We start from the raw sequence: 13,422 nt of genomic DNA, 5'->3' as shown, positions 1-13,422 counted from the left end.
GCGAAGCGACGTCCTCCAATGCCCCCACACCCCGCGTTCGCAGGGGCCAAGCCCAATGCTCGCTTTTCTCATGAAAAGACGACACGGGCCACGGCGAGTGTGGCCCGCTTCGCTTTGACCTTCGGGATCAACAACGCCGATGCGCCGCTCGATCTGAGCGCCGCGGCCTCCGAGACACTCGGCGTGCCGACCCACTTCTCGACCACGGCGGAGGGGGTCAGAATCCCCTCGACCTGCTGCAATTCCTCCTTGGAAAAGGCTACCAACTTCCAGCCGTTTTTCTCGCAGAGCTGAAGGAAGGCCGGCTCGTCCGATTTCTGATCGAGCGTGGCAAGCGCCCGGACCGACGCCATCGAGAGACCATTCTTCTCCAGCGTCGTCCCGATCAATTCTTCGATCTCTTCAATCGGCGTCCCCCGGTCGCACCCCATCCCAAGATCGAGGCTCTTGGGACGGTAGAGGACGGTCCGGTCCTGCATTTGTCCCGGAAAGGAACTCCGGCTTCGGTCGGTTACGATCAGATAGGCCCCATACCGCTTGCCAAATCCCTCCTTCGCCACGGGTGGCCGCCCTATTTCCTGGGCCATCAGCGCCTCCAAAGAGGTGAAACATTCGATATTGGGGGGAAGCGGGGTCGGCCGGGTCCACCAGCTCTTCTCTCCCGTCTCTTGAAGAAAGGCGACCGGCTCCTCGTTCACCACGCTGGCCGAAACCCGGGTGACATGCTCCTCCCCTTCCAGGATCCATCCCAGTTCCCAGCCGAGGATATCGACCGGGATCGTCTTCCCCACGTCCGACGCCGTCGTGATCACCGGCGCGGCCCCCAGCGCCTTGGCTACCGTTTCGGTAAAGGCATTCGCTCCGCCGACATGACCCGAGAGGACGGAGATCACAAACTGCGCCCGATCATCGACGACCAGAACCGCCGGATCGACATGTTTGTCCTTCAGATGCGGCGCGATCAGCCGGACCACCGCCCCCAGAGAGACGAGGAAGACGATTTTGTCGTAGGCATGAAAGAACTCGCCGACATTCTTGCTCAGAGGTCCTTTCAGTGGGATGACCCCTTCTCCCGCCGCAGCGGCGAACTTCTCCGAAATGAGGAAGTCCGCCTCGGAGAAATGGTCTCGAAGCCGACGGGCGATCTCCATCCCCCCTTTGGTGATGGCGACGATCGCCAGATCTTTGCTCATCTGCATTCTCCCTTCCTCACGATCACCAGTGAAAGATAATTCAACCGCGTTTCGCGTAAAGTGCTCAGGTCGTAGACCAGCCGCTCCTCGGCGCTTCCGCAGCGCTCGACCATCACCGCCCGGTCGATCAGCTTCATCCGTTCAAGCAGCGCGATCAGTTTCGGAAGGACGCTGCTGACCTTGATGAAGACCACCGTGTCGAATCGATCAAGCGCCTCCTCGAGATAGTCATCTTCATAGGTCGCCGGGAGGACCGCCATCCGCTCATCGGCCATCGCCAGCGGAACCCCCGCCCGGACCGAGGCGGCCATGACCGAAGAGATCCCCGGAATCACCTCGATCGCCACCTCGGGATGAAGCTGCCGCATCAGATCGTAGAGGTAGACGAAGGTGCTGTAGAAGAAAGGATCTCCCTCGGTGATGAAGGCGACCTCCCGCCCGGCGGAGAGGTCGCCGTAAATCGCGGCGACCGATTCTTTCCAGATCGGAACCAATCGTTCCATCTCCCGCTCCATCGGGAAGAGAAGCCCCTTGAGTTCGGCCCGCTCTCCAACAAGTCCCTGCACGATCCGGAGCGCATAGCTTCCCGCCCCCGGCCGGCAAGCGGGGTAACAGATCACATCGACCGACCGGAGCCGATTGAGCGCTTTGATCGTCAGCAGCTCCGGATCGCCCGGCCCAACCCCGATGCCGTAGAATCTTCCCAGCTTCATCCTTCTCCTTTTCTTTTCGCGACGGCGATGGTAATCGGATTGAGCGCCTCGTACCGCACCATCTCCAGGATCGGTTTGGATCGGGAAACCTGGACCAGGGTATAGGTGACCTCCCACGGAACCTCTTTAAAGAAGTGACTGAAGTGGTGGAGATTTTCCATCGTGATCAGGTTCGCTACGATTCGCCCTCGGGGCTTAAGCCGCGCGGTACAGAGGGAGAGGATCTCCGCCATCTCTCCGCCCGATCCTCCAATGAAAACCGCATCGGGATCTGGAAAGTGCTCCAACCCCGCCGGCGCCTGCTCGCAGACCGCGGTGATATTTTTAATTCCAAACCGGCGCATGTTCCGATCGATCAGCTCGAAATCCTCCCGGTTCTTCTCGATGGCAAAGACCGCTCCCTCCGGGCAGAGACGGGCCAGCTCGATCGAAACCGATCCGGAACCGGCGCCGATGTCCCACGTGATGCCGTTGCGCCGAAGCCCCATCTCGGCGAGACTCATCACGCGGATCTCTTTCTTCGTGATCAGCCCCGCTTTGGGCCTTCGGTAGACGAAGAGATCGTCGGGAATACCAAAGGCCCCCTCCCACCGGACCGGCCGGTCGGCCCCTGCAGCATCGGTCGGCTTCTCCCGCTTCAAGATCACCACATTGAGGAGAGCGAACCTCCCTCGGGCCATCTCTTCGAGCGTCATCGCGCCGACCCGCTCTTCTATCCCGCCCAAATTTTCGCAGACCCACCCGGCCCAACCGGCCTCGCCCCGCTCCAGGAGAAAACGGGCGATCGCATCGGGGGTGTTGGTCTCGTCGGTGAAGAGCCCGATCAGCCCTTTCTCCTCCAGGGCGGGAAGGAGATTTTCGATCGGCTTCGCATGAAGACTGACCAGCGCCGCCTCCTGCCACGGCTCCTTCACCCGCGCGAAGGCGAGCTGCATGGCGCTGACCGCGGGAATCACCTCCACCCGCTCTTTTCCAATCCGCTTGATTAAAAACGCGCCGATCCCGTAGAAGAGGGGATCGCCCGAAGCGAGGACCACCACCCGCTTCCCCTCTTTCAGCCCCGATAAGGCCCGCTCGGCGATCTCCTTCAGATTCGATCCGATGACGATCCGCTCCGCCGAAGAACCGGGCAACCGGGCGAGATGCCGCTCCCCTCCCATCAGCAGATCGGCGGCGGCGATCCGTCGTTGACTCTCCAGAGTCAGATGGTCGAGACCCTCCCCCTCCATCCCGATCACGGCGACTTTATCTTCCGGTGCTTCCTTTTCCAATGACATTCCCCTCAAAATCGGTGAGAAGACATTCAATCACCAATGCTCCCTTTACATGGCGGCCACCCGCGTCGCAGACCTTTTGGGCCAGCCGATCGAAGAAAGAGGCAATCCCCTCTGCCTGGACGATTTCCGCCACCTGCCGCGCCGTGTTGGCGCCTTTGACTGCTGCAAGGACCTCGGCCTGCGCGCCGCACTCCCCGGCAATGTGCGAGAGAAATAGCGTATCGACATCGGAGCCGGCGGCATGCGTCATCATCTTCCCCTTCGCCATTTTCGAAAGCTTCCCGATCATCCCGGAAATCGTGACCCGCTCAATCTGCCGCTTCGCGCATTGATCGAGGGCATAGCCGACGAAGTCGCCCATCTGGATAAAGGCCCCTTCCGGAAGATCGATCGTGCGGCGGGCGAATTTCTCGCTCATCCCACCGGTCGTGATAACAAGATGCCGATATCCTCTGGCTGCTGCAGAGGCGACCGCCACCCCAATCCCGGCCCGGAAAGCGGCGGTCGAATAAGGCCGGACGATTCCGGTGGTCCCCAAGATCCCGATTCCGCCGACGACGCCGAGCCGGATCAGCTCCGTCTTCTTCACCATCTCCTCCCCGCCGGGGACGGAGAGGACGACCTTCACCCCGCTCACTTTTAACTGCGCCGCCGCAAGTTCCTCCACCACTTCCGTCATCATCTTTCGGGGAACACGGGTGATATCAGGCGCTCCGACCGGGAGTCCGAGACCTGGCTGGGTCACCCGCCCGACCCCTTCACCCGCCTCCAGCAGGACTGCTCCCGGCGTCTCGATGAAGGAGACGGTCGCGCGGATCGTCGCTCCGTCGGTTACATCCGGGTCATCTCCCGCATCTTTGATCACGCCGCAGGTCGCCTCTATCGGTCCGATCTCGCATTGAACGATGGAGAAGCGCGCCGGCTGTCCCAATGGGAGCGTGATCTCAACCTCGCCGACCGGCTGCCGATGAAGCAGCGCAAGCAGCGCCCCCTTCGTTGCCGCCGTCGCGCAGGCCCCGGTGGAATAGCCGGTCCGGCTCCCTTTTTTTTCTTCCTTCACCGAGCTAATCGCAGCAGGGCGTTGACGATGGCCACGGCCACCGGTGTTCCCCCCTTTCTTCCCAAGGCCGTCATGAAGGGTGTTTTAAGCCCAAGCAGCGCCTCCTTCGATTCGACGGCAGAAACGAACCCGACCGGAACCCCGACGATCAGTGCAGGGGAGATTACTCCCTCCTGCACAAGACGGATCAGCTCAAAAAGCGCGGTGGGGGCATTTCCGACGGCGTAAATGGCGGCATCGGTTTTCGCCGCCTTCCTCATCGAACAGATCGCCCGCGTGATCCCAAGCGATTTGGCCGAAGCGATAACGTCCTCATCGGAAATATAGCAATGCACGGCCCCTCCGAACGGTTTGAGCCCGACTTTGCTGATTCCCGATTGGATCATCTCCACATCGGCGACAATCGACGCGCCGCTTCGCAACGCATCCATCCCGCTGGTGATCGCATCCGGATGGAAACGGAGCGTCTTTATAAACTCAAAGTCGGCTGTCGCATGGACAACCCTTCGAGCGATTTGGAATTCCAGATCGGAGAATGCGTGCGGTCCGACCTCCGCCTCGATGATTCGGAAACTCTCCTCCTCGATTTTTTCCGGGTCGATGATTTTCGGAAACATCAGTGATTCCTCCCCTAAGAATCGGTTTGCGTGACCAGATCATGGACTCGATATTTGCAAAGATCGCAATTCATCAAGACCGGTCCTTTCCGAATCGCCTCGAAGCGCTCCTCAATCAGGGTCAGCAGGGCAGGGTGCCGGCCCAAGTAATCGCCGGCAACCATCTCCACCTCGGGACGACTCGCTTGCTCTTCTGAAATGATCCAGTGAATCCGCTTGATCAAAACGCCCGTGAAGATAAAATAAGGAATAGCGATGATCCGCTTCGCTCCCAACCGGATGCAGCGTTTCAAGCCGGTGGGAAGATCGGGATGCGTCACCCCGATGAAGCAGCTCTCCACCCAACCATAGGGATACCGCTCCCAATAAAGCCGCGCGATCTTGTGCAGGTCGCCGTTGGCGTCGGGGTCGGAGCTGCCCCGGCCGATCAGCAGGATAGCCGTCTCCTCTCGGGTGGCCGCTCCTGATCCGAGGCCATTAGGGAAGAGGGAAGCCGTCCGCTCCGCGGCAACGACCCGCTCGTGGACGATATCGAGCAGGATCGGATGAATTCCGAGCGGGGCGCCATAGTGAAACGTGACATGAGGAAGCCGGCGCCGGGCTTCATTGACGATCTCGGGGATCTCGACCTTGGAATGCCCGGCGGCAAAAAACAGGATCGGCATGATCCAGACCGTTTTCGGTGCGGGATCAGCGTAGCGGTCGAGCGCCGTTTTGATGCCGGGCTCGGCGAGTTCCACAAAAGCGGCATCGATCCGTTGTCGAGGATTCTTCTCCTTGAGCTGCCGGACCATCTCCAGGAACTCTTCGTTCCCTTCCACGTCCCGGCTTCCATGTCCGATCAGAAGCAAAATCTCCTGCGTCATCATTCCCCTTGCGAGCCTCCCCAATAGTTCCAGTAAAGGACCTTCTCCAACGGAAACCGCTTCTCCCATCCGATCTTTTCCAGCACCGGGATTTCGGGAAACGACTCGACATACCCCAAACAGAGATAGGCGACCAGAACGATCGGATCGGGAATCGAAAGAGCGGCTTTCACCTCTTTCGGGTCGAGAATGCTGACCCACCCCATCCCGATTCCCTCGGCCCGCGCGGCGAGCCAGAGGTTCTGGATCGCGCAGACGGTCGAATAAAGCGCCGTCTCCGGCATCGTGCGGCGGCCGAGCACCGCCGGCCCCTTCCGGATCGGATCGCACGTCACGCAGAGATTGATCGGCGCCTCCGCAAGCCCCTCCAGCTTCAGACCGTCGTACATCGCCCGCCGCTCCCCTGCATAGACTTCCGCCGCCGCCCGGTTGCACTCCAAAAAAATCGACTTGATCTTCGCCTTGATCGACCGGTCCTGAATCACGACAAAGTTCCACGGCTGCATCAGCCCGACCGAACCGGCCTGATGGCCCGCGTTCAGAATACGGAGAAGGATTTCCTCCGGAATCGGATCGGGCAAAAACCGCCGGATATCCCTCCGCCGGTAAATCGCCTCGTAGACCCCCTGCTTCAGCGGGTCGGGGAAGGCATGGTTTCCGTTGCTACCTCCAACCATTCCCCCGAGGTCATGGTCGGTTTTATCCGGCAACAGTCCACCTCATCCATGAAAAGAGAAGGAACAGAATCAACGTCGTTATCGCCATCACCCCGATCGCTTTGACGATATCCCCCGGAGCGATCGGGCGGCGATCGAAACCGATCCAAGGAGAGGGGTAATGCCTTTCCCGGTACCAGTGCGGCCCCCCCAGCCGGACCCCGAGCAGCCCCGCCATCGCCGCCTCCGGAAGACCGGAGTTGGGGCTGTCATGTTTTCTCCCGTCCCGGAGGAGCGCGCGGTAGCCTCCGGGAATCGACCCTCCGAGAAAAATTCCGGCCAGCGGCATCATCCAGGCGGTGAGGCGCGCCGGCAGCAGGTTAAGAAGATCGTCGAACCGGGCCGAGGCCCATCCGATCTCGGTATAAGGGGCATGGCGGTAGCCGACCATCGAGTCGAGGGTGTTGGCCGCCCGGTAGGCGATCGCCGCCGACCCTCCGCCGAGAAAGGCGAAGAAGAGCGGCGCGGTCACCCCGTCGACCGTGTTCTCGGCGACACTTTCCACCGTCGCGCGGATCACCCCCTTTTCATCAAGCTGCGCCACATCCCGCCCCACCATCATCGACACCTTTGTCTTCGCCCCCTCCAGATTTCCCCCCCTCAGTTCCCGCCGCACCCGGAGCGCATGCACGGCGAGATCCCGCGGCGCCAGAGAAAAATAGATCAAGAGCGCCTGCACGACGACCCCCAGCGCCGGATCGATCTGCTCCGATGCGGAAGACAATCCCCGGCCGAGCGCATACACCCCAAGGACCATCGACGCGGCAAGAAAGACCCCGGCGAGCCTTTCATGACCCGGGAAGCGCCTTCTCAGAGTCTGTTCCCCCGCCTCGATCAGTCTCCCCATCCCCCGGACCGGATGCGGCATCCAACGCGGATCGCCCAGCAGGAGATCGAGAAGCAGCGCCAACGCGACTGCGCCGATGACCTCCACCGTCAGAGACCCGCCATTCGATGGTTTCCGTTGCCACCTCCAACCATTCCCAGAAGGTCATAGACAGCCGGCATATCGAGCTCCTTCCGGACGACCTCCGCAAGTCGCTGAATCATCGCTTCGATGTCATAGGTCGCCTGGATCTCCTTCAGCGGCGGCAGTCCCTTCCGCTCCCTCACCCGGTCGATGAACCATCGGCGGAAGGGATCGTCGTCGAAGAGACCGTGAAGATAGGTCCCCCAAACATGGCCCGTTTCATTCATCCAACCGAGCTGCATCGGCCCCCGAGGGGTGCTTCTTCCGATGCCGCCGGAGATCTGCACGAACGACGGATGGCAGGCGGCTGCTTCCGTCCTGCCATGATGGATCTCGTATCCGCGCAATTCCAAACCGCTGATCAGGTGGCGGGCCGCCACGAGCCGCAAGACTTTCTCCCGTTCCAAGACGGTTCTGATCGGAAGAAGGCCGAGCCCAAGGACCGGCGTCCGGTTCCCCTCAATCTGATGCGGGTCTTCAATTCGCTCTCCCAACATCTGGAGTCCCCCGCAAAGGCCGACCACCTCCCCCCCTCCGGAGACAAACTCCCGGAGCGCCCGATCGAAGTGATGTTGCCGCAGCAGATGCAGGTCCTCGGCGACATTCTTCGATCCGGGAAGAATCACGACATCAGGGGGCCGTCCCTCCTTCTCCAGCGCCTCACCCGGACGGAGGATCATCATCTCGACATCGGGTTCCACACAAAACGGATCGAGGTCGGTGAAGTTGCTCACCTTCGGAAGATCGATCACGGCGATCCGGCATAAGACCTCCGCCGCCCCCTTTTTTTTGAATCGGGGCATCCGGCCGCTCTTGAAGTCAACCGAATCTTCTTCCGGAAGGAGAAGCCGCTCCAGATAAGGAACCACCCCCACCACCGGCCTGCCGGTGATCGCTCGAATCTGATCTAAGCCGGGGGCCAGGATCGCGCGATCTCCGCGAAACTTGTTGAGGACAAATCCCTTGATCCGCGCCGCCTGATGGGGAGGCAGAAGCGCCACGGTTCCGACGAGGGAAGCGAAGACCCCGCCGGCATCGATGTCGCCGACCAAGAGGACGGAGGCGTCGGCCATCTCCGCCGCGGCCATGTTGACGATGTCGTGCGCCATCAGGTTAATCTCCGCCGGACTTCCCGCCCCTTCCAGAACGATGAGATCGACCCCCTCCGCGAGCGAGCGGTACGCCTCCTGAACCACCGGCCGGAGCGTCGGCTTCAATTCGTTATACTCGCTCCAGGTCATCAGCGGCATCGCCTTTCCCATCACCACCAACTGCGATTGGCGCTCGGTCGTCGGCTTAATCAGAATTGGGTTCATTCGGACATCCGGGTCGAGCCGGCAGGCCGCCGCCTGCAGCGCCTGGGCGCGGCTCATCTCCAGGCCGTCACGCGTCGCATAGGCGTTGAGCGCCATGTTCTGCGCCTTAAACGGCGCCACCCGGAAACCATCTTCCAGAAAAATCCGGCAGAGCGCCGTCGTCAGAATGCTCTTCCCGACATTCGACCCGGTCCCCTGAACCATCAGCGCGCGGGGTTGCCTCTTGCTCATTCGATCTCTCCTCCCCCCCGCCCCATTTCAATCCCTCCGCCCCGAAGCCGCAACGGATGGATCGGAAGCGGACGGCGAAGCAGGTCCCGGATTCGCCGCCGGACCGTTCCGAGCCGATAGGTTCCCCGTCGAAAGAGCATCCCGATCATCGATCCGCTGTGGGCGATGTTGACGCCGACCCCGCCGAGATCGAGGGTCATTTTGAGAATCGGCTCCAGATCGGGCTTTCGCAGCAGGTTCTGATGGGCCAAGGCACTTAACGTGGCCCCCTCTCCGATCTTCCGAACGCATCCCTCCCGCAGTCCCTCCTCGATCAGGCCAAACGCCGCCAGGACCGACCGCGTCTGCTCGCGCGCGATTCGCCGATGATCCCGCTGGTTGAAAGAAACGGTATCGACCGTCCCCTCAAATTCAATCGCGAGAATATCGACCGGAGGCGGCTCCCCGAGCGCCCGTCGAACCGTTCCGCGGTAATGATCAAACAAGGTGATTCCTTCAAAAAGGACCCCGTCGGTCGGCTCCACGGCGAGCGACAGGCGCGCTGTCTGATCGGGATCGATAAACGATCCCGTCGTCAGCTGGTATGCCGCGAGGGCCGCCGCGATATCGGCCGTGCTGCTGGCCATTCCCTTCCCGACCGGCAAGTCGGAGTAGAGAGAAAAAGCGTCTATCGTCTTCTTTCCAAACGAGGCTTGCGCAAGATGGAGCGCCTTCCGGACCTTCGGACCGAGTCGCCTCCGCTCCGATTCATTTTCCGGAGCGGCCCAGCTATAGCGGTTCACCGGACAGGAGACATGAAGGCGGACGCCGTCGATCGATCCTTGGGCCAACTCTCCGCAGCTTCCCGGAACGCGAACGAAAAAACTCACGGCATCCGCTCCTTCAAAAGCGCGATCAGTTTCCGGTTCTCGAATTCTCTCTTCACCGCCACCCTGAAGTACGACCGGCCGAGTCCGCGGAAGTTGCCGCAGCTCCGAATCAACACTTTTTCCCGGACCAACGACCGCCTCAGCGGCTCGACGCTTCGGCGGTCGGTCCGCCGGATCAGGAGGAAATTTGTTTCCGAAGGAATCGGCTCCAGGCCCCTGATCCGGCTTAACTCCTCAAAGAGCGATTTCTTCTCCCTCCGAAGACGCGTCCGGCTCTGTTCGACAAAGGCCTTCTCCCCGAGCAGCGACTCTCCCACGCGTAAGGCGCTCCCGTTCACGCTCCACGGCTCCTGAAAGCGGCGGAGTTTCTCAATGATCTTTTCAGAACCGACTGCGAATCCGAGTCTTAAGCCGGGGATGCTGAAGATTTTGGTAAAGGAACGAAGGACAATGACGTTTTTCGGAAGCGGCCGGCTTAGAAGGGAAGCATTCTCTTCATCGACGAAGTCGGCGTAGGCCTCATCGATGACAAAAAGAATCGAAGGATGCCGCTTGACCAGCCATGTCACGGCATCCGCGGAGAGACCGCTTCCAGTGGGATTGTTCGGGTTGCATAAGAAAACGAGGTCGATTTTGGATTGAACATGCGAGAGCGCTGAATTGAAATGATCGACCGTCGGGGATGGGGGCAGATGCGCAAATTGCATCCGGCAGCGTGCGGCTTGCGCCGCCGCTTCGTAATCCTGATAGGTCGGAGAGAAAATAAAGATAAAGCGAGGCGAGAGTGCTCTTGGAATTAAAAAGAGGAGCTCGGTCGAGCCGTTCCCGATCAAGATCCGATCTGTCGGCACCGAGAGAAGCGCACCGATCCGACGGCGCAGCCTTCTGCACTCCGGATCAGGATAGGTGGTGATCTGACGAAACGATTCTCGAAAAGTGCTCCAGACCTTCTTCGGAGGTCCGAAGGGATTGATGCTGGCGCTGAAATCGAGAATTTCCTCGGGCCGCCATCCGTACAAATCGCAGACCGAGGCGAGGTTGCCGCCATGACCGGTGTCCATGCGTCTTCTACTCCACGAGAGCGCGATGATGTCCGAAAGAGCGCGGAATTAAATTCCGCCTCCTCCGATGGACCCGTACCTGTCTGATCGATTGGCGTTGAGAATAAAGAGGGATGTCTTAAAAAGAAAATCCCCAGCTTCGGGATGGTAAAAGGCTGGGGATGAAAAGACCCACTCCTCCGTCTTGACCATCGAAGACAGATACGAGATAACATCCAGGCAGGTCTTCTGGCTTAGGGATCGTCCTACTCCTCACCCCTTCCCATCCTTCAAAATTCAGGACAGTGGTTTTTGGTGAGTTTCGTCCCCCATCACAGCGGCGGGTCCGCTCCCGATTCTCACGGGATTCTCTTTTCAATCCCGACATGACGTCGAGATCACCTGAACGGTTTTATTTCAACAACGGTCCGTTTATACCAGACCTGTTTGAGAAAAAGCAACAGAAAAATATATGGATGATCTTTCTTCCTGTTTAATAGAACTTGGGACTTCCTGTTTAATAGAACTTGGGACAATAGAGCCTACTCTCGCTCCTTTACACCGTTTTAAATAATACCTGATCGGATTGTCATAAGTTTTAACAAGCCTACTGCTGAACTCCTATCGCTGGAAAGTCGGCTTCAGCGCAATTTTGAATGATCAAAATCTCCGAACCGAACGACAGGGGTCCAAGGAGGGTCTTCATCAGAAAGTTTGTTCTGGCCTTCCAAATGAACACCCCGCTTAAAAACGCGAAGAAGAAAAAGCTTTGGCCTGTTGCTCAAATTGCTCGCGAAGCCGACCGCAAACCATTTGACACAGTTCGAATATGCTCACATCTGCAATGGAATAATAGACATGCAGCCCTTCCTTTCGCCGGCCCAACAGGCCCGCCTGGGTCAGCAGGTTAAGATGTTTGGAGACATTGGCCTGGGTCCCTTTTGTTAATTCGATCAGTTCAGTCACGGTTCTCTCTCTCTCTAGAAGCGCCCTCAGCAGCTTGAGCCGCATCGGCTCCCCCAAAATCCGAAACCGGGCTGCCACCAATTCCAACGCCTCATTCGAGAGGATGACCTGTTTCTGCTTCATTCTTTTCCTCCCATGATCGTACTTGACAAAAAATAGTATATAACTATATAATTATTTAGTCAACTCATCTTTTTAATCAAGCAAGAGGAGATGAAAACCGATGAATCGATCCTCTGAAATATCTGTCGGCCAACTTCACGACAAGATGGCGTCGAAGGAGCCTTTGAATCTGATCGACGTCCGGGAGTTTCCCGAATTCGCGGCGGGACGCCTTCCCGGGGCGCGGCTGATCCCGCTGAGGGAGATCGACCGGAGGGGGGCTGAAATCGACCCGACCCTCCCGACCTACGTCTTCTGCCGGACGGGGCGGAGATCGGCCGAGGCGCGGGAGAAGCTCCTATCGCTTGGATTCGGAGAGGTCCGAAACGTGGCGGGGGGGATCGTCGCGTGGCAGAAGGCCGGATATCTTTTAGAGAAAGAAGCGCGGGCGCCGTGGTCGCTGGAGCGGCAGGTCCGGGTGGCGGCGGGATCGCTTGTTCTGCTGGGGGCGCTCCTTGCCGTACTTGTTGAAGGCCGGTTGGTCTGGCTTTCCGCGTTTGTCGGAGCCGGTCTGGTTTTTGCCGGAGTGACCGATTTCTGCGGGATGTCGCTTCTTCTGGCGAGACTTCCCTGGAACCGTCCGTCCAATCGAGCCGACGGAAGGCTGGAATGTGTTCGCCATTGAGTCAGTTCTCAAAAGAGGAGTAGGATGGACGTCTATCTTCTGAGCGCCTTCGTTTTCAGCGGGCTGATCGGCCTCTCGCTCGGAATGATCGGCGGCGGGGGATCGATCATCATCCTGCCGGTGCTGGTTTATCTTGCCGGCATCGATCCTCTTTCGGCGGTCGGGATGTCGCTCGCCATCGTCGGCGCGACCAGCCTCGCGGGGGTGGTCTTTCATTATCTGAGGGGGAACGTTGATCTGAGGAAAGGGACGCTCTTCGGAGGGTTCGGGGCGGGCGGGGCCTATTTCGGCTCCGGGCTGACCCCCCTGGTGTCGGGGGAAAACTTGCTGCTGATCTTCGCTCTCTTGTTGGCGGCGGTCGCACTGGTCATGATGTTCAGAAAAAGTCCTCCCCGAATGGAGGGCTCCGGCGCGACCGATCTGAAAAAGACGGCCGCGGCCGGACTGCTGGTCGGCGTGCTGACCGGATTTCTCGGGGTCGGGGGGGGCTTCTTGATCGTCCCGGCGCTCGCTTTGTTCGGCGGGGTCGAGATCGGCGCGGCCATCGGCACATCGCTCCTGGTCATCGCGATCAACAGCGCCGCCGGCCTGATCGGACAGTTCCAGCACCACCCGCTCGATCTGAAGGTGACGGCGGTCTACGGCGTCATCGCCTGCACCGGGACCTGGATAGGGGCCCGCCTCGGAGAGGGGGCGTCTCCGGAGAGGCTGCAGAAGGGGTTTGCATGGTTCGCCATGGCGGTCGCCCTTTTTTTAATCTTCAAAAGTCAGGGGGCAATCATCAGATAACCAATTGGAGGA

General features: G+C 59.7%; 14 protein-coding genes and 1 riboswitch. Of the genes, 2 read left to right on the top strand and 12 right to left on the bottom strand.

The window, feature by feature from the left end:
• Positions 1-68: 68 nt before the first annotated feature.
• The 12 genes from MNODULE_RS22960 to MNODULE_RS22905 form a co-directional block, all read right to left on the bottom strand.
• Positions 69-1,199, bottom strand: coding sequence for a cobalt-precorrin 5A hydrolase (locus MNODULE_RS22960; RefSeq protein WP_168063537.1), 1,131 nt, complete (start codon positions 1,197-1,199; stop codon positions 69-71).
• Entirely contained in the window at positions 1,190-1,906 is a 717-nt protein-coding gene (gene cobI / locus MNODULE_RS22955; protein WP_168063536.1) for a precorrin-2 C(20)-methyltransferase, read from the bottom strand. Before cobI ends, MNODULE_RS22960 begins: the two co-directional genes overlap by 10 nt.
• Positions 1,903-3,177 (bottom strand): precorrin-6y C5,15-methyltransferase (decarboxylating) subunit CbiE, encoded by a 1,275-nt coding sequence (gene cbiE / locus MNODULE_RS22950; protein WP_202882327.1) that lies wholly within the window; start codon positions 3,175-3,177, stop codon positions 1,903-1,905. The genes cobI and cbiE overlap by 4 nt, the downstream gene beginning before the upstream one ends.
• Positions 3,152-4,243, bottom strand: a complete 1,092-nt coding sequence (locus MNODULE_RS22945; RefSeq protein ID WP_320412507.1) for a cobalt-precorrin-5B (C(1))-methyltransferase — start codon at positions 4,241-4,243, stop codon at positions 3,152-3,154. The genes cbiE and MNODULE_RS22945 overlap by 26 nt, the downstream gene beginning before the upstream one ends.
• A complete protein-coding gene (locus MNODULE_RS22940) occupies positions 4,240-4,860 on the bottom strand; it encodes a precorrin-8X methylmutase (RefSeq protein WP_168063534.1) in 621 nt (206 codons plus the stop codon). Before MNODULE_RS22940 ends, MNODULE_RS22945 begins: the two co-directional genes overlap by 4 nt.
• A 14-nt stretch (positions 4,861-4,874) precedes the next feature.
• Positions 4,875-5,729 (bottom strand): sirohydrochlorin chelatase, encoded by an 855-nt coding sequence (locus tag MNODULE_RS22935; protein WP_168063533.1) that lies wholly within the window; start codon positions 5,727-5,729, stop codon positions 4,875-4,877.
• Positions 5,726-6,436, bottom strand: a complete 711-nt coding sequence (gene bluB, locus MNODULE_RS22930) for a 5,6-dimethylbenzimidazole synthase (RefSeq protein WP_202882326.1) — start codon at positions 6,434-6,436, stop codon at positions 5,726-5,728. The genes MNODULE_RS22935 and bluB overlap by 4 nt, the downstream gene beginning before the upstream one ends.
• Positions 6,426-7,376: an adenosylcobinamide-phosphate synthase CbiB gene (cbiB, locus tag MNODULE_RS22925; RefSeq protein ID WP_168063532.1), complete on the bottom strand. Its 951-nt coding sequence runs from the start codon at positions 7,374-7,376 to the stop codon at positions 6,426-6,428. The genes bluB and cbiB overlap by 11 nt, the downstream gene beginning before the upstream one ends.
• A gap of 2 nt (positions 7,377-7,378) precedes the next feature.
• Positions 7,379-8,959, bottom strand: a complete 1,581-nt coding sequence (locus MNODULE_RS22920) for a cobyric acid synthase (RefSeq protein WP_168063531.1) — start codon at positions 8,957-8,959, stop codon at positions 7,379-7,381.
• Positions 8,956-9,828, bottom strand: coding sequence for a GHMP family kinase ATP-binding protein (locus MNODULE_RS22915; protein WP_168063530.1), 873 nt, complete (start codon positions 9,826-9,828; stop codon positions 8,956-8,958). Before MNODULE_RS22915 ends, MNODULE_RS22920 begins: the two co-directional genes overlap by 4 nt.
• Complete coding sequence (cobD, locus tag MNODULE_RS22910; protein WP_168063529.1) at positions 9,825-10,889, bottom strand: threonine-phosphate decarboxylase CobD; 1,065 nt, start codon at positions 10,887-10,889, stop codon at positions 9,825-9,827. Before cobD ends, MNODULE_RS22915 begins: the two co-directional genes overlap by 4 nt.
• 201 nt (positions 10,890-11,090) lie before the next feature.
• Positions 11,091-11,289, bottom strand: a riboswitch (cobalamin riboswitch).
• Positions 11,290-11,612: 323 nt separating this feature from the next.
• A complete protein-coding gene (locus tag MNODULE_RS22905) occupies positions 11,613-11,957 on the bottom strand; it encodes an ArsR/SmtB family transcription factor (protein ID WP_168063528.1) in 345 nt (114 codons plus the stop codon).
• 100 nt (positions 11,958-12,057) lie between these two features.
• On the opposite strand from MNODULE_RS22905, the gene MNODULE_RS22900 reads away from it, so the two are divergent.
• Together MNODULE_RS22900 and MNODULE_RS22895 are read left to right on the top strand one after the other, a co-directional pair.
• Positions 12,058-12,621, top strand: a complete 564-nt coding sequence (locus MNODULE_RS22900; RefSeq protein ID WP_168063527.1) for a rhodanese-like domain-containing protein — start codon at positions 12,058-12,060, stop codon at positions 12,619-12,621.
• A gap of 24 nt (positions 12,622-12,645) precedes the next feature.
• A complete protein-coding gene (locus MNODULE_RS22895) occupies positions 12,646-13,410 on the top strand; it encodes a sulfite exporter TauE/SafE family protein (protein ID WP_168063526.1) in 765 nt (254 codons plus the stop codon).
• Positions 13,411-13,422 lie beyond the last annotated feature (12 nt).

Source organism: Candidatus Manganitrophus noduliformans (assembly GCF_012184425.1).
GTDB lineage: Bacteria > Nitrospirota > Nitrospiria > SBBL01 > Manganitrophaceae > Manganitrophus > Manganitrophus noduliformans.
This window is presented reverse-complemented; position numbering and strand designations above follow the sequence as displayed.